This is a genomic window from Psychrobacter pocilloporae (genome assembly GCF_029872915.1).
In the GTDB taxonomy this organism is placed as follows: domain Bacteria; phylum Pseudomonadota; class Gammaproteobacteria; order Pseudomonadales; family Moraxellaceae; genus Psychrobacter; species Psychrobacter pacificensis.
The window spans coordinates 2,997,531-3,020,478 of the sequence record NZ_PGFT01000001.1 but is presented as its reverse complement, the minus strand read 5'-3'; the positions used below and the strand labels follow the sequence as shown (position 1 = coordinate 3,020,478).

General features: G+C 40.5%; 15 protein-coding genes and 1 pseudogene. 6 read left to right on the top strand and 10 right to left on the bottom strand.

The window, feature by feature from the left end; all coding sequences use genetic code 11:
* Positions 1-34: 34 nt before the first annotated feature.
* From hsdR to CUR83_RS12860, 7 genes are all read right to left on the bottom strand, one after another.
* Positions 35-2,461: an EcoAI/FtnUII family type I restriction enzme subunit R gene (gene hsdR / locus CUR83_RS12890; RefSeq protein ID WP_252962780.1), complete on the bottom strand. Its 2,427-nt coding sequence runs from the start codon at positions 2,459-2,461 to the stop codon at positions 35-37.
* A 166-nt stretch (positions 2,462-2,627) separates the two neighbouring features.
* Positions 2,628-5,729: a hypothetical protein gene (locus tag CUR83_RS12885; protein ID WP_025646112.1), complete on the bottom strand. Its 3,102-nt coding sequence runs from the start codon at positions 5,727-5,729 to the stop codon at positions 2,628-2,630.
* 16 nt (positions 5,730-5,745) lie between these two features.
* Positions 5,746-7,500: a hypothetical protein gene (locus CUR83_RS12880; RefSeq protein WP_025646110.1), complete on the bottom strand. Its 1,755-nt coding sequence runs from the start codon at positions 7,498-7,500 to the stop codon at positions 5,746-5,748.
* A 176-nt stretch (positions 7,501-7,676) separates the two neighbouring features.
* Entirely contained in the window at positions 7,677-8,267 is a 591-nt protein-coding gene (locus CUR83_RS12875; protein ID WP_025646108.1) for a recombinase family protein, read from the bottom strand.
* 452 nt (positions 8,268-8,719) lie between these two features.
* Positions 8,720-9,673: a DMT family transporter gene (locus CUR83_RS12870; RefSeq protein WP_025646106.1), complete on the bottom strand. Its 954-nt coding sequence runs from the start codon at positions 9,671-9,673 to the stop codon at positions 8,720-8,722.
* Between the two features lie 223 nt (positions 9,674-9,896).
* Entirely contained in the window at positions 9,897-11,360 is a 1,464-nt protein-coding gene (locus CUR83_RS12865) for a sodium:solute symporter family protein (protein WP_025646105.1), read from the bottom strand.
* Between the two features lie 280 nt (positions 11,361-11,640).
* A complete protein-coding gene (locus CUR83_RS12860; protein WP_180952642.1) occupies positions 11,641-12,897 on the bottom strand; it encodes a M24 family metallopeptidase in 1,257 nt (418 codons plus the stop codon).
* A gap of 227 nt (positions 12,898-13,124) precedes the next feature.
* Between CUR83_RS12860 and CUR83_RS12855 the strand changes: the two genes are divergently transcribed.
* The 5 genes and pseudogenes from CUR83_RS12855 to CUR83_RS12830 all read left to right on the top strand — a co-directional run bounded on the left by CUR83_RS12855 (position 13,125) and on the right by CUR83_RS12830 (position 18,264).
* Positions 13,125-14,105, top strand: coding sequence for a GlxA family transcriptional regulator (locus CUR83_RS12855; protein ID WP_051397418.1), 981 nt, complete (start codon positions 13,125-13,127; stop codon positions 14,103-14,105).
* A 298-nt stretch (positions 14,106-14,403) separates the two neighbouring features.
* Positions 14,404-15,696, top strand: a pseudogene (locus CUR83_RS12845) (IS3 family transposase).
* A 229-nt stretch (positions 15,697-15,925) separates the two neighbouring features.
* Positions 15,926-16,897 (top strand): tetratricopeptide repeat protein, encoded by a 972-nt coding sequence (locus tag CUR83_RS12840; RefSeq protein ID WP_284719782.1) that lies wholly within the window; start codon positions 15,926-15,928, stop codon positions 16,895-16,897.
* 177 nt (positions 16,898-17,074) lie between these two features.
* A complete protein-coding gene (locus tag CUR83_RS12835; RefSeq protein ID WP_079690625.1) occupies positions 17,075-17,386 on the top strand; it encodes a transposase in 312 nt (103 codons plus the stop codon).
* The gene (locus CUR83_RS12830; RefSeq protein ID WP_342213132.1) at positions 17,359-18,264 is read left to right on the top strand and encodes an IS3 family transposase; all 906 of its coding nucleotides are present in this window, start codon (positions 17,359-17,361) and stop codon (positions 18,262-18,264) included. The genes CUR83_RS12835 and CUR83_RS12830 overlap by 28 nt, the downstream gene beginning before the upstream one ends.
* Positions 18,265-18,434: 170 nt before the next feature.
* Here CUR83_RS12830 and cueR read toward each other — a convergent pair whose 3' ends face one another.
* Both cueR and CUR83_RS12820 read right to left on the bottom strand, forming a co-directional pair.
* Positions 18,435-18,827 (bottom strand): Cu(I)-responsive transcriptional regulator, encoded by a 393-nt coding sequence (gene cueR, locus CUR83_RS12825; protein WP_007394853.1) that lies wholly within the window; start codon positions 18,825-18,827, stop codon positions 18,435-18,437.
* Between the two features lie 65 nt (positions 18,828-18,892).
* On the bottom strand, positions 18,893-21,370 hold the full coding sequence (locus CUR83_RS12820; protein WP_284719781.1) for a heavy metal translocating P-type ATPase: 2,478 nt from the start codon (positions 21,368-21,370) through the stop codon (positions 18,893-18,895).
* A 151-nt stretch (positions 21,371-21,521) separates the two neighbouring features.
* Here CUR83_RS12820 and CUR83_RS12815 point away from each other — a divergent pair, with 151 nt between their 5' ends.
* Positions 21,522-21,716: a heavy-metal-associated domain-containing protein gene (locus CUR83_RS12815; RefSeq protein WP_025646094.1), complete on the top strand. Its 195-nt coding sequence runs from the start codon at positions 21,522-21,524 to the stop codon at positions 21,714-21,716.
* A 147-nt stretch (positions 21,717-21,863) separates the two neighbouring features.
* On the opposite strand, the gene CUR83_RS12810 is transcribed toward CUR83_RS12815, so the two are convergent.
* Positions 21,864-22,844, bottom strand: coding sequence for a GlxA family transcriptional regulator (locus CUR83_RS12810; protein ID WP_284719780.1), 981 nt, complete (start codon positions 22,842-22,844; stop codon positions 21,864-21,866).
* Positions 22,845-22,948 lie beyond the last annotated feature (104 nt).

The window sequence follows — 22,948 nt, the reverse complement described above, 5'->3', positions numbered from 1 at the left end:
GATATATGGATTGTAGCTAATTTTTTCTAGTTACTTAAGCTTGTTTGGGTGGCGGTGCCCAATAGATTTCGTTTTCAAGATCACTGATGGCTTGCTGATAGTCTTTTTTGCTACCAAAGCCTTCTCTGACAATTTCCATCGGGCTACCTAGCTGATCAAGTGGTTTTACTTTAAGCACGTTCAAGCTTTCGATCTCTTCTACACCCGCATCAGCATATTTATCGAGCAAGGCATTCAGTACTTTTTGAGCGGTATCTGAGTATTTAGTAAAGTAATTGCGCTTTTTGACTTCATCCGCACGTTCACGACGGGTCAAGGGCGGTTGGTCATAAACCACATGACAAATCAGGTCGAAGGGGTCCATATCTGACCCGATCTCTTCCTGCAATACTTCCCAAATAATACCAGCATTTGCCAGCTCATCAATGATGGTTTGTTTACGCTCAGTTTCGTTCCAACGCTTTATAAACTCATCCAAACTAGCGAACTGCTTGCTGAAGGTTTTGCGAGTATAGTCCTGAAATGACTCGGTGACTAGCTTACCGTCAGTATCATAATACTGGATACGCTGCGCCATGACTTGGACAGCTACACCTTTCACATGGTATTTTTTCGCGGGTTCACTGACACCTATGTCATCACCCATACCAGCCCCTAAATCAAAGCCGCTATCATCACTCTGGTTTGTATAGGCTGGGTCAGTGCCATTGACAATATCTAATTCTGCGTCTGACTCTCCATCTACCACTTCGTCAAGCTCGTCGCTGCCTTCATTAATCTGCGATGGCGTCACAGTCATGATACGTTCAGGAACACCATCAAAGCGCTCATCTGCGAATAGCTCAGTTGCTTTTTTGAAGTCGAGAATCGTAAACCATAGCTTGCCGTATTTATCATTGATACGGGTGCCACGGCCGATAATCTGCTTAAACTTAGTCATCGATTTGATGTTTTGATCTAACACGATGAGCTTACAGGTTTGAGCATCGACGCCTGTTGTCATCAGCTCTGAGGTCGTCGCTATCACAGGATAAGGTTTTTTTGGATTGATAAAGTTATCAAGCTGCGCTTTGCCTAACTCATCATCGCCCGTGATTTTCATAACATACTTTTCGTTCTTTTTGACTTGCTCTGGGTTGCAGTTAATCAAAGCACGGCGCATCCGCTCTGCATGATCAATATCATTACAGAATACAATGGTTTTGGCCATGGGGTCAGTGCGCTGAAGGTAGCTAGTGATGGTCTGTGCCACCAACTCAGTACGCTCATCAATCACCAAACTACGATCAAAATCTTTCTGATTATAGATACGATCCTCAATCAGTTGACCATGCTTATCTGTCTGTCCTTTCGTTGGACGCCAGCCTTGCATATCAATATCGATATCAACCCGAACCACTTTATAGGGCGCTAAAAATCCATCTTCGATACCTTGCTTTAAGGTATAAGTATAAAGAGGGTCGCCAAAGTAATAAGAATTAGATACCTCTTCAGTCTCTTTAGGGGTCGCTGTCAAACCGACCTGCGTAGCGCTATTAAAGTATTCCAATATCTCACGCCAAGCACTGTTTTCAGCAGCGCTGCCTCTGTGGCACTCGTCAATGACAATTAGGTCAAAGAAGTCTGGTGCAACCTGTTTAAAGGCTTTCTGATGCTCTTCTGGGCCTGTTAACGCTTGATATAAGCCAAGATGAATCTCAAAGGCAGGATCAACCGTACGACCTTCTATTTTGGTCATCGCAGTGCCAAAAGGCTGAAAGTCATTAACGCGAGTTTGATCGACTAAAATATTGCGGTCAGCTAAAAACAAAATGCGCTTTTTTTCTCTCGCTTTCCACAGACGCCAAATGATTTGAAAGGCAGTGTAGGTTTTGCCCGTTCCTGTTGCCATCACGAGCAGGATACGATTCTGTCCGCAAGCAATGGCCTCTATGGTCTTATTGATGGCTTGTAGCTGATAGTAGCGTGGTGACTTACCACTGCCATCATCATGATAGTCTTGAGTGATGATAGGCAACTGAGCTTGCGTATAGCCTTTCCACTGACAATACTTATCCCATAGCTCAGCTGGTGTTGGGAAGTCTGATAGTGAAATCTCTGTTTCGAGGATAGTGCTATTGGTTTTATCATGAAAAATAAAGCCATCACCATTAGATGAAAATACAAACGGTACTTCGAGCAGCCCAGCATAATCAAGCGCTTGCTGCATACCTTTACCAATAGAGTGTTTATTAGCTTTGGCCTCGATAACAGCAAGCGGCAGATTAGGCTTGTGATATAAAACAATGTCAGCAGACTTGACTGTTTTACGTACTGCCATTTGACCGCGAACGATAACCTTACCATCACGAAGCTTAACCTCTTCACGAATTTGGGTCATGTCATCCCAGCCTGAACCGATAACGGCAGGTAGAATGAACTTACTGATAATGTCCGCTTCGGATAATTCTAATTTGTTGATACCAGCCATGGCAGTACGTTTCCTATATAGCTAGCGTTAGTGATAGCCTATACTCTAACATATGTTGTGTATTAATAGCCTATTAGGATTGAACCGCTCATATCAGGAAATCGATGCAATTATTAAATTGTAAAAGACTGTATGACTCACCCATTGAAGACGTCGCTTACTTGGTTAGAACAATTTTTTTATAGCGATCACCTAGGAACTCAAATTTTTTCTCAAAGAGGGCTGCAAGCTTTGAGTCGGCTGTAGCAAAAAAAATCTGCTTATTAGTTTCAATCGCTAGATCTCTTAAATAATCTATAAACGAGAGAGCATTTAAATCATCTATATGAGCTATAGGGTCATCAATAAGAATGATTGGAGGGGCACTTTCTGCACTTAGATTAAGAGCAAGAAAAATAGATAGTGCAAATGCTGCTCTTTGACCAGTGCTTACTTGATTTATACCGTGGTTTGTTCCTGAGCGACTAACTAGCAGTGTTTCACTCTGAAAGTCCCCAAGTGTATATTCAATTGGGGCATGAACTCTTGAGAATATACTACTCACATGTGTACGAATAGACTCAAGAGATTTTTGTGTTGCTTTTTCAAGAGAGTAATCTTGTATTATATGGTCAAGTAAAACTTTTGCCTTCTCTAAATTATCCCGATTTAAAGAATATTTATATAGCTGTTCGGTAGATTTGCTCAGCTCTTCCATTTTCTTAACTAACTCTGTTTTCGCTACTACTTCATTTTGAAAAGCATAATAAGCGCGGTCAAAATCATTTAAAATTTGCTCTAGAGATAGTATGATTTCCTCGAAAGAGTCTTTACTATCTAAATCAATCTGCTGTTCGGCTGCTTGTAAAAAATTAATCGAGCTTTCAAGGTTGTCGGCTATTTCTTTCACATTTGATAACAGTCCTATTGGAGTAATACTTAAGTCATTTGGAACAATTATAGGCGCAGAACCATGCAAAGATTTCTCAGTTATTTCTTTCAAATTAAGCCTAAGATTTGAGAGTTCTTTGAACGTTATCTCAATATTTTTATTTAATAGAAGTATATGTTTATTAACATCTTCCAAAGAAGAGACGTGACCATTTTTACCTAAAACTATAGTTGCAGCATGGCGAATCTCATCATATTTACTCCAGTCTATGCCAAGCAAGCTTAGCGATTCAAATTTGGACTCAAGACTTGATAATTCTTCATTAAGAACAGAAATATCATGATATTTTGATAATAGTAATTCCTGAATATCACCTACAACAAGCTTGCTAGAGAGCATATTTGTATCGGCAAAACGTTTCAAAGCCTCTAAAGACTTGATTTCATTTCTTTCTTGTTGTGCATACATTTTCGCCGACTTAACAGATTGGCGTAATGTTTCGGTAGTCGATGACACCTCTGCTAAAGTAAGCTTTTCAATCTTTTGTAATAATTCATTTTCTTTATGAAATGTCATACATACAGGACAGTGATTTGGATCTCCTGTACGATCTATAATGGAGATTACTGCAGAACGCAGATCACTACGTAATGCGTCTACTGATTCCTCTAGTCCTTCTATTTGCTCAAGACTATTGATAAAAGAAGCTTCTTCTTGTGTTGCACGTTTCAAATTATCAGTTGCAGCTTGCAAAGCATCACTAATAGAATGTAACTCATACTTTTCAGACAGTTCATATACATCATCAATAAATATGTCACCGATGGTTTTACGCACTACTGAAAGAGCTTTGGTTTTTTGAGCTATGGATTCATGAACTATCGGAGCACCATTCTCGCAATATGTCATCCAGCTTCTGAGTAGATGAAGGTCAGATTTATATTTACTCATCAGCGCTTCAGTATCTATAGTTTTTTTTCTTATAGCATTAAACTCTTTGACACTATCATTTAAAGTATTGATAGTTTCCATAACCAATATTTTGTGGTCTTGCAGCAATCGTTTTGTAACTGATGTAGATTGGACAACCGAAATAGCACTCCTAAAGCCTCTCAATAAGTACTCTAAGTCAGTTCTTTCGGACAAATTAATAGATGTTGATTTTTCTACTAGATCCCATTTGATACCAATGGCTTGCAAACCTGCTTGATATGTTTTAATTAGAGTGGCTGATTCAGAGGGTGACTCTTTTAAACGCTTTAGTTCACGACCTAAATAATCCGTTTCTTTTAAAAGAAATGGAATTTGTTTGCAAGCTTCAGAATATTTATCGGCTATATCGCTGTTTATCTTTTTAATATATGTCCATAGGGATGAAGCTTCAGGCCCAACCAATAAAAGGCTAAGATCTTCCTTTATATCCTCAGCATTATTATCACTTGCGAGTCTAAAAGCGGCGTCTGTATCAAGGAAGTTGAATCTAGTAAATGAGTTTGTAATCGCACTTGATAGCTGATTAGATCGGCCATACCAACTGAGATTACGTTCTTTGATAACTGAAGCAATAGTTGTAGTCTTAACATTAACTAGAGAGCCATTCGGCATTTCTAAACAACCCTGTATCCCACTAATATTTGCATCAGAATCTCTCCGTATTCGACCACAATAAAGACCCTCTATTGATTCGAGTAGAGAGGTTTTACCTGCACCGTTTTGACCAAATATCAGGTTTACATTGCTAAATGAGAATTTGCTATCATTTATTGCTGGCCTAAAACCATTAATCTGTAAATGATGCAAAAACCCTGTTCCCAATGGATCTTGGTCGAAATTTAAAACTGATTTATCTACTGGACTATTATCTAAAACGAATGCCTCTCCAGAACTTATAAGTTCAATAACTCGAGTACGTGGACGCTTCTCCAGTATTATGCCAAGTGAAGCAGAAGTTAACAACTCTCCCCATCGAACACTAGCATCTTCGCTAATATGCGGTTGCGACGTTTGGCTACTTATACTACAAAGATGTCCTGAGAGTTCATCTGCTGAAAGGACAAACTTCCGAGCAAAGTGTCTATCCTTTTCGATAGAAGACTTCGCTTCAGAAAATTTACTATCTTTTTTTGATTTTGGACCTGCCCAAAAATACAAATAGTTATTCCAACGTCTATCAACATTTACTTTGAAGAAGTCAGCTCCTAACAAACCTTCTTGGAAATCGTGCAAATTATTAGCACGTTTTACTACATCATCTGAAATATCAAAGTAAACTGTGGCGAAAACTTTTCCTGAATAAGACCGCTCACATCGGAATAAACCCTTACCTAAATCTTGGATGCTTGAAAATTGTTTTTTTATTATTTCAAGTACTGTGGTTACATCATTCATTTTTATTTCTCATGTTTTAAAATGGAGTAACAGACGTAATGTCAGTTTGATCTTCTATAGGATTATCGATGCGAGTCATTGTAGGAATCGAAGCGAATTTTATTTCTCCATATTTTCGATATATAAGGCAAAATCGATTCTGATGAGGACCGCCTTCTTTGCGCAATAGATGGTAAAACATATCCCCTTTTTTACTTAGCTCATCAGCTGACGGAGAATCTCCTAGATAAACAATAAGTGTAGGTTTTTTATCAGAAGTTAATACATTGAAATTAGGGCTTCTTTTTGACCAGTTTATTGTGGAACCCTTATCAATGTCTGAAACCTGTGGAGGCCATTTTTCGTAGTTTATAAGTTCATGATGAATATGTGTAACTGGTTTGAGTCTCATATCTCGAAAATTTGTGGCAGGCTCACTATTGTCTTGAGCCACTGTCACTCTATTAATTATTTCATCTTTCTCTATTTGACACGAATCTATATTTTTAGCTATATACCAGTCATCTACTCCAGGTATAGCTCCTGCACTCAAAGCAAGCACTCGCTCGATATTCATAGCATTGTTTTCTGATAATACGTGAGTTAGTGCTAATCGTGTATCAGGAGTTTTGTCTATCAAATTATCAAAACCTGTTTCGGGAGGAGGAACATCATTCTTCCACGTATTAATGTCTTCTTTCCATTCATATCGACTTACCGCAACAGGACCATTCCGATTGGCAACAACTGCATTTCCGAAACTAAGAATCTTAGGAACTAATATTTCAAATACTGCCTCGTCATAATGAAAGAGTAAAGCGTGTCGACGCTCTTTCATATAAGCATAGTACAAACCAAGTTTATGATTAGGCAAAATAACTTCGTCTTTGTATGAACATGAATCGGCAGGACAGTACCAAGTTGATCCTGCTATATTTTGCCAGTCATGGATTCCGTTTCCTTGCTCATCACATTGCACAATGGATTGTGCCCAGTTAAGACAAACAATATGACAGTTTGTTACCCTAGGATCAGTACCAAAAGTAGCTGTGCGATACCTCCTAAAAGCAGAATTTCTAGGATCAGGATTGAGTTGGATATGTATAAGTGTCGATTGATTACTGAAGTCACTTAATGATTGAGGGTCCAGTTCAGCAAGAGCAAAAGCATCTGCACAAATAATAACGGCAGCAGTTAATGGGCCATTAATACCCTTGAACTGGTAAACGACCGAACCTCTTCTTAAAACAGATTCCTCAAAAAACAAATCGTCACGAGATGGATACGTCTTAAACTGAATTAATATTATGAGTTTTTTTGTGCCATCAATATGTGTTGTCTGAAATAAAAGTGCTACCGTACCGAGAAGATGACGATCTCGAGGAAGATCTTCTAAAGGCTCGTGAATAATAATGCACAGATCACTAACTTGTTGTTTGAAACTTTCAAGTCCCTCTTGTGTGATACTTTCAGTACCAAGAACCCACAAAGCATTATCAGATGGTACTAACCCCCCTGCAATACCTTCTGATAAGGTATCCCAAGGCAAAAAATACTCAGGGGTAATCGCAAGAGTTGCACCACGTTCATTTGCAGTTTCTAAGAATTTTTTACCTTTAATCTTGGCTTTAGTTTGATCGAATGCTCCTATTCTTTCTTTACTTGCGAATATAGGACCATCAGGTTGCATAAGTAGTGTTGTATATCGTCTCTCATCTGGACGTAACATTTCTAAGTCGGGCGAATTTAAATTAAGTGGATTGAGTACATCAGCGATAGGTTTTAGTTGCATTGAGTTCAACCTTCAAATGCTTTAATTATAGAGTCATATTAATAGACGGTATTATGAGTTAAGGTAAATATAAAACTCCTATCAAAGGAGCTCTTAATAAATACTTGTATCATATATTAAAACTAATGAATAGGAGCAATGAAAAGGATGTATATCTATCTAAAATACCTAAGACACTAGCTCTCTTTTAATACTCGATAGACAGTAGCCACACCAACACCAACCGCCTTGGCTATCTCATCTTTTGTCATAGTGTTTTGACTATCTAATTCTAAGATACGTTTATGCTTTGCTATATTAGGCTTCTTACCTGAGGGCTTATAACCACTTCTAGCTAAACCCTGTTTGATCCGCTCTCTACGCTTGTCATTATCTAATTTAGCCATCGTAGCTAATAAGTCTATGAGCATGTTATTTACTACGTTTAGAATTTCACCACTCATACCAACGTTAATTGTATGAGTGGTGGGTAGGTCTGCTACTACTAGCCTTAACCCTTTGTCTTTAATTCTTTGCTTTAAAATAGCAAAGTCATCCTGGGATAATCTACTCAATCTATCTACACTCTCAACAAGCAATATATCGTCTTGATTAGCATCAACAAGCAATTTAGTAAGCGCTGGTCTATCTAACTTAGTACCACTGTAATTTTCAACATACTCAGCATGGTCATCTTCATAGCTTTTGCTAAAGCTAATCAACTCAGACAAGGCTCTCTTGGCATCTTGGTCTTTAGTGCTCGCTCTTACATAAATTCTGACTGTCATAGCATTATCCTATCGTTTAGACTTGTAATTTAGTGTTTAAGAATAATACTATCGTTTAATATGTAAAACAAGACTAATGATAGGTTGAGTTATTATTTAATGATTTTACTGTTAAGGTATAGGCTAATGATAGGGCAAAAGCGCGGCGACCAGTCCCATAATTCAAAAGCCTGTTATAGATAGTTCCATATTAACAGTCTATTTTGAGTAGTCTGTTAATAGGTTTAAAGGGTGAAATAGCTGGTTCCTTTGGGGTATACCTATGGCGAACCAATCAGACGCTCGCACTGGTTCGGTTCCCTATACAGGAATCGAACTCTAAGTTGTATACTCAATATTTAGAGTGCTTTCAATAACTGTCTATTAACTTGTAGCGCACCTCAATATTTTTGAGAGCTCAGCAACTGATTTGAGAGAGTTGTACTATAAATAATAATGTTTATAAGACTAAATTACGATAATTTTTGTCTTCTAAACCATCTCGGCAGTTGTACATTGGTCGAATTTGTTAGCCCATTTAATAAAGCAACGAGCAAAATCAAAAAAACGCCTATATATTGAATACCTGATAACATTTGATGCAGGAGCAACACTGCCAAAAATATTGCGGTCAAAGGTTCAAAGATAGTAAATACTGACGCGCGTGTGGCTGGTAGTTTTTCTAATGCTTTCATATATAATGCAAAAGGTGCAATCGTACCTACCAAAGATAAGCCCAGTACATATATCCAGCTAATAACGGGAAGCTGTATCAGCTTATAATAAGTTGTATACGTGGTAGGAATGAACAATAATACAATGCCACTGAACAAAATTGACGTAAAAAAGACAAGTGGTGCAGAGTGTTTATGATGCATGGCGCGTTTACCAAGCACACCATATAAAGAGTAACAAACGCCAGAAAGCAGCCCAACGGCAATACCCAAATTCCCTTCAGTAGTGCCACCCATCGTAGTCATACTAACGCCAATCACTGCTACAATTGCTAACAATGCAGCTTTATAAGTAATTCGCTCATCTAATAATAGGTGCGAGAATATCAAGCTAAAGACTGGCGCCGTATAGAGTAATGCGACTGCTGTGCCTGCTCCCACATGAAGCACTGCAAATAAGTAGCAAACCGTCATACCCAGCACGCCAATTAGGGATTGTAGACCAAGCCCAAACCATTGACCGAGTGTTAGCCTACTTAATGGTTTCCAGATCTTAGGCAACATCGTTATAGCAATAATAGCTGCCGTTATGATACGCAATATCGTAATTTGCCAACTACTAAAACCTAATTGACTAAGATAAGTCGAAAATATACCAAGTGTGCCCCAACATATGGCCGCCATGACAATTTGTATGGTGCCAATCCATGGCTTGACATCAACCGCTATAGGTCTGGTTTTCAATACTTCCACGACTAGTCACCTCTATTATTGAACATAAAATGTTCGTAATATCATTGAGTAAATATAAAACTGGTACAAAATGACTGAGTGTTAATCAGCATTAGCTTATCTATACAACTCATACTTGCCAGCCTTACTGGATACGTAAACCGCTGAATTTATGACTATCAGTCAATAAACTCAGCGGTTAGTTTAGGCTCTGTTAAGTATTCATAAATATAAGTATCTATATCTAAGCGCTGACAGATTCTTCTGATATGGCTTTGACTCTATTAGGAACCAATACACTAACGACCACGTAAGTGATGGCTGATGCAGCTGATCCGATAAGAGGCCCCTCTACCCAGCCGACAATACCTGATGTTAAGAGATAACTACTGCAAACAGCACCGACGATAATAGAGGCAATAGCAGCCATCGTTGAGCCTTTATAAAAGATAGTCACCAAAAGTACACCAGATAGAGCTGCCATTAAAGTACCGCTAGAGAATATGCCTAGATAGCTAAGCATCGCTTCAGGTAAGAAGAAAGTAGAAATGAAGGCGATAGCAGCCACAATAGCGACCCACAATCTATTCAGTTTCAATAGTTCAGCCTCAGTGCGAGGTTTATTGTCAAATATAGCCAAACGCAAATCATGTGAGGCAGCAGTTGATAAGGTATGCAAGATAGAGTTTGCCGTAGACTTCATAGCAAAAAGAATAAACAAAGTGATCACACTACCTACCACACTTGGAATAGCATTGGCTAAATACCAAGGCATTGCTTCATCGGGATTGATCAGACCTGGGTTTTTGATACGAACATATAAGCCAACGATAGGCACCAAACTCAAAATACACCCTAGAATGGCCGTATAAAAGCCTGTTTTGGCAATACTAATATTAGATTTCATCGCCAAAAAACGTACTGACATATAAGGCAATGCAGTACTAAAGATAAGCGCATAGACAAATACTAGAAAAACAGAAGCTTTGGCATTACCATATGGGTTAGAACTCTCTGGATTGACAAGGTTTGGATCTATCGCATTCAGCTGCGTCATCATATCTGCTAACGGAATGTCAGTGAACACCTGAACCACTATATAAATGGCAGCGGTAGCCATCCCAATCACCATAAAAGTATCAGTCCAAGCAACAGCGAGCAATCCGCCTGCCATGGTATAAATAGTAATAATCACCAATAAAAGCGCAGAAGCCAGAAGAGGTGAAATGCCGAGCCAGCTACTACCCAACATACCAAGCGCTCTAATCTGAGCCGTCAAAAATACGGTCAAAAATATAACCATGCCCAAAGACGTGACAATACGCAAAGTGCGAGCAGATATTGAATTTCGATCATTACAGTGCAAGTTGACAATAAATTCAGGAATGGTACTACTACCCATCTTCATGGCTCTATTACGCAAATAGACCGCAAAGAATAATACGGCGACGACCATGGCTGGTGCAAAAAAGAAATTACCTAAAAGCTCAATCGTCCCGTATTGGTATGCGGCACCAGGTGAACCCATAAAGCCCCAACCACTAAACCCAGTCGCCACGACAGTACCTGCTATAACAAAAGGCCCTAATGAGCGACCGGCTACTAAAAAACCACTTTCCTCATCTGCTGACATGACTTTTGACGCTTTACTAGCCAATACAATGAGAAGTGCAATTGCTGCTAACAATATCATCCAATTAATAAACATGTCGATTCCTCGTATCGTTTACTACATTACTTGTTATGACGCTCTACGAAGAAATAACTCACTGCCAGTAATAGCGTCAGTACATTAATGGTCAAAAACCAAAATAACGTCCAGCTGTTAAGAAACAGGTCCATAATGTTATTTCCTTAATAAGTAAAATGTGAAAATAATTGCATTGTGCGAGGCGCATCATCATCTATATTGGCGGGCTTAAAATAAGAAACTTATTCATGTTAGCCCACTCAATATAGACAGTATTGATTGATGACACTCCCCTACATTAACGACCGATAATATTATGCTCAGGGCCGTACTTAAAGCCTGTGATATTATCAGCGCCCGTCTCATTGATGACTAAAATGTCATGCTCTCGATAACCGCCAGCACCCGGCATGCCCTCTGGAATCATAATCATCGGCTCCATAGAGATGACCATACCTGGCTCAAGCACTGTTTCAATATCTTCACGTAGCTCAAGTCCTGCCTCGCGTCCATAATAATGGCTGAGCACACCAAAAGAATGTCCATAACCAAAGCTGCGTTTTTCTAATAAGTCGTATTTTGCATAAATTTTATTCAGCTCATGTGCGATATCGCAGCAGCGCACGCCAGGTTTTATAAGCTCAAGACCTGCTTCATGCACTTCACAATTTATCTGCCAGTAGCGTAGTGAATCTGCATCACATTTATCCAAGAACAATGTGCGTTCAAGCGCGGTATAGTAGCCTGCTATCATAGAAAAACAGTTAAGACTCAATATATCACCCGACTGGACACGACGATTGGTTACTGGATTGTGGGCACCATCCGTATTAATACCTGACTGAAACCATGTCCATGTATCCATGAGTTCTACTTGACCAAACTGCTCCCCAATAGCCTTCACCATCGCTTGTGTAGATGCCAAGGCAACTTCGTATTCGGGCACGCCATCATAAACAGCCTGTACCAATGCCGCCCCACCAATATCACAGACCTGAGCGCCCTTTGTTATTAGCGCTATCTCTTCAGAGGACTTAACCATTCTCATGGTCATACATGCTAGGCTAATATCAACAAACTCTACATTGGGTAAAATAGCTTTGAGCTTAGCAAAGCGATCCATTGGTAAATGATCAAACTCAATACCTACACGGCCGTGATGAGGAATTTGTTGAGCAATGGCTTTGAAATAGTTATCACGCTGCCAATCAGTGTAAACAATATTATTGTCGCCCACAGTACGCCGCCAAGGCTGTCCACCATCGATATTAGCAGAGATTGACACGACTTCTTTTGAAGTAACGACTAGTCCATAAGGTCGCCCAAAAGAGCAATATATAAAGTCAGAGTAGTAATTGATGTTATGTATCGAGGTGAAAAGCGCCGCCACAATGCCATGATTATCTAAATACTCACGAAGTTTCTCATGACGATTTGCATATTCTTGATGACTAAAAGTCGGTTGCACTTTCTGGCCGTTTTTAATTTCGATTAGACTTGGGAGATGCAGATTATCTAATGAGCCATCTAAAGAGGTTAGGTTTAATGAATTCATCAATTCTCGAGAAAAATCTGTAGAAGATAACGTGCTAGTAAGGTCTTTTAGTGCTGACATGGAACGTCTCCAAAGTAGGTAATAATTAACTGAGAACACGTTCGATAATAGAGGTAAAATTCATAAGGTATTTTTTCATAAGCGACATTTTATGTTTATAATCGGACATATAGACAAACAACTTAACATTAGCCAGAATTTTAGGTATGTTCTGAAGGCGACAAAAAATGACTCAGATAACGGAAAAGATGATAGACAAGCCTAGGCGTATTGGGTTTCTACTGATTAATGGCTTTACCATGCTCGCGTTCAGCAATATCATTGAGCCACTTCGAATGGCGAATTATGTGAGCGAGCAACTCTTATACTCGTGGGTGGTGGCAGGGTTCGATGACAATAAAACCAGTAGTAGTAACGGTATTAAGTTAAGTCATACTGCACCACTCGACTACTTATTAACCTGCGACTTGGTATTTGTATGCGGAGGACACCAAACAGATTACTTGGAATCTAGTAAGCTCATTACCTTAATTCAGCGATTGGCAGTACGGGATATTGCACTTGGCGGTTTGTGTACAGGAGCGCTAGCATTGGCTGCTGCGGGCTTACTTGAGCAGCAAGCAGCCTCATTGCATTGGGAGAACATCAGCGTAGCCCAAGAAAGCTATCCAGGTGTTATTTTTAATGACCAAATATTTACAATAGCACCGCAGCTATATTCTTGTTCAGGTGGAGCTTGCGCATTGGATATGACTTTACATATCATCAATAAGCATCATGGTCATCATATCGTTTCCAAGATACAAGACATGTTTATTATCACCTCTATACGTGAGCCTACTTACGTACAGCATATGCCCAAGCCAAAAATACTGAGCAGTAGCTATACCAATGTAATAGATGCTATTGCATTGATGAAAACCAATCTTGAAGAGCCTTTAAGCATTAAGGATATTGCCCATCATCTTGGATTATCAAGTAGACAATTACAGCGCATATTTAACAAAAATTTTAGTTGTTCACCGCAACAGTATTACGTGCGATTGCGCCTTGAACACGCCAAATATATTCTTAAACATACTACGCTGCCTATTAGCCAAATCGTATTAGCAAGCGGCTTTATCGATAACAGTGCATTCTCTAGCGCCTTCAAAAAAAACTATGGCATGACACCAAGCCATTACAGGCAAGAGAATCAGCTGATATAACCTATTTTTTATTGACGCAGTACTAGGATGGCTTAACGGTATTCTTTGACTACCCTAAAGACATCAGAAAATCACTTTATGATTATGTTTGATGATCGTGTTAGTAAGCCTTTAATCTAAATGGCAGTTACACAGAATCTAGGATAAAACCTCCAAATTAAAAAAGCCATAAAAGTCATTGCTCCTATGGCTTTACTATTTTTCATATATTGAAACTTAGACTTAGCTTTGAGTGAGCTATGCTGAAGAAACCGTACAACTAAACTTGGTAAACTAAGCGTATTAACCGGAGTTTATCATGACCAAGAAAGTAAGAACCTACAGTGACGAATTTAAAGCCGAAGCTGTTAAAAAGATAGCGGACAACAACGGCAATATTTCAGCGACCGCAAAGCAGCTTGGCATCCCCATGCAAACCTTAACTAATTGGCATAATAAAGCCAATCAAGGCAAACTTATCGGCACAGAACAATATAATCCTGATCTTATAAGTGCTCTTCAAGAAATAAAGCAGCTCAAACGCCAGCTTAAAGTGGCTAAAGAGGAACGCGAAATACTAAATGAGGAGGGATAAAGCGAAGCACCGCTTCGCCCCGACGCAAGATGAGAGCTATGTTCGAATGAGGCCACGGCGTACTTTGCGAATGAGGAACGTTAAGAAACAGTCTGGGAGACTGTTTTAGTGACGCAAGGCGAAGGGCTATGTCCGCAGTGACAGCTAGTCAGGTACGCCTTTATCAAAGATAACCAGCACTTCTTTAGCATCACCACTATGTGCCGTGTGCTAAGTGTTAAGCCATCAAGCTATTACGACTGGCTAAGTCGTCATATCAGCTGTCAGCAGGTACATCGTAATCAGTCTGAGCTACTGGTTAGGGCTGCTCACAGTGAAACTCGTGAGCGCTATGGTATTGAGCGACTGCATGCAAAGCTCATAGAGCAAGGCCATGATATTAGCTTGTACATGGTCAGACGTATCAAAGAAGAACATGGCATAAAATGCCGTCGTCACAAGCGCTTTAAAGTCACCACCAACTCAAACCATAACAAGCTTATCTATCTAAACCGTCTAGAACAGAAATTTAATGCCAATCGCCCTAATGAGGCTTGGGTCAGTGACATCACTTATATTTGGACAGATGAGGGTTGGCTATACTTAGCAGGTGTTAAAGACTTATACACCAAAGAGCTTGTCGGTTACGCTATTAACAAGCGTATGACCGCAGATTTAGTATGCCGTGCACTCAACATAGCGATTAAGAATAAACGACCTACTAAAGGGCTAATCGTTCATTCTGATAGAGGCAGTCAGTACTGTAGCCATGCCTACCACAAGATCATTAAACAGCATCAGTTTACAGGATCTATGAGTGGCAAAGGCAATTGTTTCGACAACGCTCCGATAGAAAGTTTCTGGGGCGTATTAAAGAATGAGTTGGTGTATCACGAAGACTATAAAACAAGATTTACAGCCATCAGCGATATCATTGGCTATATTGAGCTGTACTACAACCAAACGAGGATTCAAAAGGGTTTGAGTTATAAATTGCCAAGACAGATGTGGTTTGACTATTATCGTCAGGCTGCGTAATTAAAATCTCCCAAATTTAAGTCTACGGGATTGACGGCAGGGGTCAATCTTGGTCGCTTTACTTTGATATGGTAAGACTGTCAAATTTAGGGGACTGTAATCAAACACTGGTGTAAATTTTATAAGTATGCCTAACAATACTATCTACTAATGTATTTAAGATCATCACGATAGGCATGTAAATGATAAATTGTAGTGTTATCTTGATTAACGAACAGGACGAACAGCTATGAAAAAAAGGCTAGCAACATTTTTACTGACTGGCATTCTGCTGACAGGGTGTCATAAAGCCATTGTTACTCAAATAAGTAGTTCTCAAAACGTAGTTTCAGCCGTAAAATCAGCTGTTGAAAAAGAATTTGAAGACATTGCAGTACAAGCTAATCAAGGCGATGCTGAGGCTCAATATAGCCTTGCAGTAATGTATGACGAGGGCGAAGGTACACGCGAGGATAACGCTAAAGCCATTGAGTGGTATACAAAATCTGCCAACCAAGGATATGATCTTGCTCAATATAACCTTGCAATTATGTACGACGATGGCGAAGGGGTAGATCAGGATCGCTCTAAAGCTATTGAATGGTTCACAAAAGCCGCTAATCAAGGCTATGCTAAGGCTCAACTTGAACTTAGTAGAACTTACCACAATTACGATGGCAAAGGTACACGTGAGGATTACGATAAGCATATCGATTGGCGCACAAAAGCTGTTAACCAAGGGATTGGTCCGATGAAATTCATCAATGGCGTACCACATCGAAAGAGCGAGCGTGTGCGTCAAAATGATGCCAAAGTCGTTGAGGCGTGGCAGAAATTAGCTAACCAAGGCGATGTTGAGGCTCAATTCAACATTGGTAACGCTTACTACGAGGGTAAAGGGGTACGTCAGGATTATCCTAAAGCTATCGAGTGGTATACAAAAGCCGCTGACCAAGAATATGTTCCTGCCCAATACCAACTTGGAACAATCTATAGCTATGGCGAAGGTGCTCCTCAGGATTATGCTAAAGCCGGTAAGTGGTATCTAAAAGCCGCCAATCAAGGAGATGCTAGATCTCAATATAATCTTGGCATGATGTATCTTAATGGCATAGGCGTACGTCGAAATACAGTTATAGCGAAAAAGTACTTTTCCAAGGCTTGTGACAATGGATATCAATTAGGTTGTAACAACTTGGGTATAAGGACAGAGGATGAATAAAGACTAGGTTATTAGGGAATATCCTAGTCAAAGAATCACAAAGCTAATCTTATCAAGTACACTCAGATGTACACTAATTAAACCCAATAGCCTATAACTATTGAAATCGCTTTGTAGTGGCATAATAAAATTGGACAGCTGCTAAGAGGTTATACTAACCCAAAGAAGGAAAATAGTATGACCAACAAACGCAACCAATATACCCGAGAATTCAAATTAGAAGCCATCAGTTTAGTTGTTGACCACAACCGCACCATACCTGACGTGGCCGATTCTTTAGGAATAGGTAAATCCACTCTGCAGAAATGGCTGAGTCAGTACCGTCAAGAAATGAGTGGCCAAGCACCTAAAGTCGGCAATGCTTTAACGGATGAACAGCGCGAGCTTCAAGAGCTGCGTAAGCAGGTTAAGCGGCTGACTATGGAGCGCGATATTCTAAAAAAGGCTTCCGCTCTGCTGGCATTGGACAGCCTGAACGGCTATCGCTAATTAGTCAGCTTGCAGAGCAAGACAAACAGGTCAATAAAAGCCTTCTGTGCAAACTGTTTGGCGTGATGAAAAGCAGTTACTACTATGGACTAAAGCCCAAGCCAATTAGCCTTGAAGCCGTCAAAATCAAAGCCTTAATACGCCAAATATTCAACGATTCAAAGCACTCAGCAGGCGCTCGTAGTATTGCCGCCATCATGATGAATGAACACGGCATCAAGCTGTCCCGTTATATGGTAGGTAAACTTATGGCGCAGATGGGGCTTAAAAGCTGTCAATTGAAGACGCATAAATATAAGCACGCTGATAACACGCATAAAATCCATGGAAACCTATTGAACCGTAACTTTAGCCCAACAGCACCCAATCAAGTCTGGACGGGCGATGTGACCTATATTCGCATCAAAGGCGGCTGGTGTTGTCTTGCTGTGGTGTTAGATTTATATGCTCGGCGTGTAGTGGGCTTTGCGGTGTCAGATTCGCCTGACAGCATACTGACAACCAAAGCGCTGCAGATGGCGTATGAGACGCGCCTAAAACCAAGTAATGTGCTGTTTCACTCTGATCAGGGAACCCATTACACCAGTAAGACATTTGCTGAATCCGTGGCAAGTTGTAATGGCATGACGCAAAGTATGAGCCGTCGCGGAAACTGTTGGGATAATGCCCCAACTGAGCGCTTCTTCAGAAGCTTTAAAACAGAGTGGATGCCAAAGAATGGCTATGAGAATATCGCTGAGGCTAAAAGTGCCATTATTGATTATATCTGGGGCTATTATCAAACCGTGAGACCGCATACTTTCAACAATTATTTAACACCGCTAGAAAAAGAGAAACGTTACTTTAATAAAAACCTCTTATTAGGTGTCCTAAATTAGTTGACCACTACACTTAGCTACAGGCTAAGATTCAAGTCCTCACTAGGGTACCGAACCAGTGAAAGCACCTGATTAGTTCACCGCAGGTATACGTTTTTCAGACTGATATATAGATAAGGAAATAGATAAGATCAAATGCAATTTATTTTATTCACCCTGTTCAATTTATTTTATTCACCCTGTTCAAGATCTTCTAATATGGCACACTCTGCGTTTTCATTACCTGAGCAATGATCAGCAGAAATCTGTAATAAGCTCACCATATCTTGCAACTGAGCTATTTTTCGGTTTAAAGTTTCTATATGTGTCAGTGTTAATTTTTTAACATCAGCACTCTGCCGATCTGTATTTTTCCACAAATTAAGCAATTCTTTCATCTGTTTGGAGGAAAAACCTAAATCACGAGCCTGTCTTAAAAAGCATAAGTTTTTTATATCTTGATTAGAGTAGATTCGATAACCTGAATTCGAGCGTTTGGCGGTATCAAGCAAACCGATTTGTTCATAATAGCGAATCATTTTGGGAGAGATTCCTGATCGCTCTGACGCTTGACCGATATTCATAACTTTCCTCCTGATATAAAAAGGGTTAAAGCCAAACGGCTACTTTAACCCTATCTTAATATAATCTATGCTTTAATCGCTGGCACCTGAAAGTACTTTAAACGTAAGGCATTACCTAGCACAAAAACAGAGGATAGCGCCATTGCTCCTGCGGCAAAAATGGGTGACAGCAAAATACCAAATGCTGGATATAAAACCCCTGCGGCAATTGGAATCAGGGCAATGTTATAGAAAAATGCCCAAAATAGATTCTGTCGAATATTTTTGATAGTCGCTTTACTTAAAGCAATCGCATTAGGGACGCCTTGTAGACTACCTGACATCAACACCACGTCTGCTGCTTCAATTGCCACATCTGTCCCTGTCCCAATTGCCAGACCGACATCCGCTTGAGCAAGAGCAGGGGCATCATTAATCCCATCACCAACAAAAGCCACTCGTCCATACTGTTGTTGCAGCTGACGTAGTGCATCTACTTTTCCATCAGGCAACACTTCTGCGACCACTTGATCAATATGTAATTTTGCTGCAATTGCTTGGGCGGTATGCCGATTGTCGCCTGTAATCATTGCCACTTTTAAGCCCAGTTGATGTAAACCTGCAATAGCAGTATAAGTGGTATCTTTAATAGGGTCTGCAACGGCAATAATGGCTGCTAGCTTTTGGTCAATCGCGACATAAAGTGGGGTTTTACCTTCTTGTCCTAAGCGTGCAGCCTCATTTTCAAAAGGTGTAACATCAAGCTCTAATTGCTTCATATAACGATCAGCACCAATATGAATGGTTTGACCTGTCACTTCCGCTTTAATCCCTAGTCCGGTCACAGAGTCAAAGGCGGTAATCGGTAATAAGCTGATATTTTGTTGTTCTGCGGCTTGAACAATGGCTACGGCAATGGGATGTTCAGACTTTGCTTCAACCGATGCCACAATACGCAAGACTTGCTCATGTTGAAACCCTTGTTGGACATGAAAATCCGTTAAGGTTGGTTTACCTTCGGTCAAGGTGCCGGTTTTATCGACCGCAATGACTTTAACTTCCTGTAAAGCTTGTAACGCTTCACCTTTACGGAATAAGACGCCCATTTCTGCACCGCGACCTGTACCAACCATAATGGAGGTAGGGGTTGCCAATCCCATTGCACAGGGACAAGCAATGATTAAGACAGCAACGGCATTAACGAGACTAAACGTCAAAGCAGGCTCAGGACCAAGAACAAACCACACAGCAAAAGTCAGAGCTGCTAAGAACATGACCATGGGAACAAACCACATAGTGACTTTATCAACCAATGCCTGAATCGGTAATTTAGATCCTTGAGCCTGTTCAACCATGCGAATGATTTGCGCCAATACCGAAGAGTCGCCAATGGCCGTTGCCCGAAAATTCAATGTTCCATTCTGATTGACCGTCCCTCCTACCACTTGATCACCCACTTGTTTTTTAACAGGAACGGGTTCACCCGTAATCATGGATTCATCAATATAGCTTTGACCTTCAACCACTTCACCATCAACAGGAACACGCTCACCGGGACGAATCTCAACGATCGTTTCTGTGGTTACTTCTGTAATCGGTACTTCATTCACTTGCCCATTATGGTGAACACGCGCTGTTTTTGCCTGCATACCCACTAGATGTTGAATGGCTTGAGAGGTACGTCCTTTGGCTTTTGCCTCAAAATAACGCCCTAATAAAATTAAGCTTACAATCACAGCGGCCGCTTCGTAATAAACATTCACAGTGCCCTCGGGTAGAACTTGTGGAATAAATGTTGCGACTAGCGAAAAACTATAAGCCGCCAGTGTTCCAACCGCGACCAATGAATTCATATCCGGTGCAAAACGCCATAATGCCGGAATACCTTTTTGATAAAAACGTCGCCCTGGAAAGATAAGAACCAGCGTCGTCAAAACAAATTGAATCAACCAGCTTTGTTGCGTGCCGATATTGTCCACGACCCACATATGAAAAGCTGGAATCATATGTGACCCCATTTCTAGAATAAAAACCGGAACGGCCAAAATCAAAGAGATGATTAAATCTCGTTTCAGCTGCTGCTGTTCCGTGGCTTTCTTGTCCTGTTGGTCACTTTGATCCTGCTCAACCAGCTTCGCATGGTATCCCGCTTTTTTAACGGCTTGAATCAAATCGCTGCTCTGTACTTGAGCGTTGCCTTGTACCCATGCGCGTTCAGTAGCAAGGTTGACGTTTGCTTGTTGTACGCCCTCAACTTTTTTTAATGCTTTTTCTACCCGTCCAACACAGGAAGCACAAGTCATACCTTCTATCGACAGCTCAATCGGCTGAGATGCCAAGATCTTATAACCGGCTCGTTCTACGGCTTTGGTTACTGCGATAAGGTCTAAAGGTTGAGATGAGGAAATCATGGCTTTTTCAGTCGCAAGATTCACCTCAGCATTTTCAACACCTTCAACTTTTTTTAATGCTTTTTCTACTCGTCCCACACATGAAGCACAAGTCATACCCTCAATGGGCAATGTCTCACTATAAAGATAAGACTTACTATTTTCTGAATTCATAACAGCCTCTATCATGTTCAATCTATTATCAACAGCATATAGGTTGACATCATGGTAAGGTCAAGTATATTTTTTCAAAAATGTGTTTGACCTTACCATTATGACAAGGCTTAAGCTTAGTGATGAAATAAAACTTATTTGGAGAAAGGGTATGAAACTATTGATTGCAAATATGAACTGTGGCGGTTGTGCCCGTGGTGTGACAGCAGCTATTCAGAATATCGACTCAAAGGCCAAGGTTAAGATTGATTTAGCAGCCAAAGTGGTCAGTATCGAAACCATCGCCAGTATTGAGCAGATGACAGCTGCTTTAGCAAAAGGCGGTTTCCCTGCACAAGCGCAATGAATCAGCCTTATAAACGCGCAGCCTATCTGTTTGACAGAAAGGACGATGGGCTGAATCACATCTGAAAATATTGACCAGTTGGAGAAAAGCTGGAATGAGCAACTGCATCTTATTGATGCGCTTTAAAAAAGTAATCGCCTGAGTACATTACTCTTTATCCAGAGTAAATCTGCGCCGATACTCACTTGGTGTCAAACCAACAACACGCTTAAATATTTTACGAAACGCACTAACATCACTATAACCCACCTTCCACGCTATTTGCTCAACAGGCATTAAAGAGAACTGTAGAAAGTCTTTTGCACTACCAATGCGTAATCGCTGACAGTATTCTGTTGATGTCATGCCCGTCGCCTTATGGAAACGGCGCAGAAAAGTGCGCTCCTCTAACTGCGCACAACTGGCTAGGGTGGATAAATCAATAACCCGTGCTTCTGTTTTTTGTAGCCAATGCTGCACCTTTAGTATGGCCGCGTCACCATGGGTGAGGTTGGGTGAGAACGCACTGTAATAGCATTGTTCACGCCTTGAGGGGTCAATTAACAATGCACGAGCGGTCTCATTCATCACTTGTGAGCCAAGAAAGCGATCTACCATTCTAAGTCCTAAATCTGTCCAAGCCATCGCGCCACCAGCGGTCACAATATCGCCGTCTTCGATAATAATGCGATCCACATCAAGATCCACATCAGAAAAGCGCTGCTTAAAATCCTCTGCATAACCCCAATGCGTAGTCGCCTTGCGCTTAGATAGTAGTCCTGTTTCGCCCAACAAAAAAGCACCGGCGCAGACGGATGACAGTATCACACCTGTGGAATGCTGATCTCTTAGCCATTCCAGCCATGGTGCCGCTGCTTGCTTTGCAATTGGCGTCTCTAACGTGGGTGGAATGATGATAGCTGCTAACCTTCCTGAGCCATCAGGATTGCTCGAAAAATTGCAGGTAGGACGCAGATTAGAACCCTTAATTTCCCAGTAACTGACCTGTAAAGGCAGATCCGTTGTATCTTGATGTTTGGCAGCGATTTTACTGGCCACCATCAGTAAGTCAGTCAGCCCAAGGATGGCCGCCATTTGTGCTTTCTCATAGACAATCAAGCCTATTTCAATAGCATGTTTTTGATTCATATGTCGTTATTAACCTCTTATGTGTCGATGTAGCCACTCGTTAGTGTAGCACAGAGCTTGTAAAATAGACGCCTATACAGTCACTTTGATAAAAAAAGGAATCA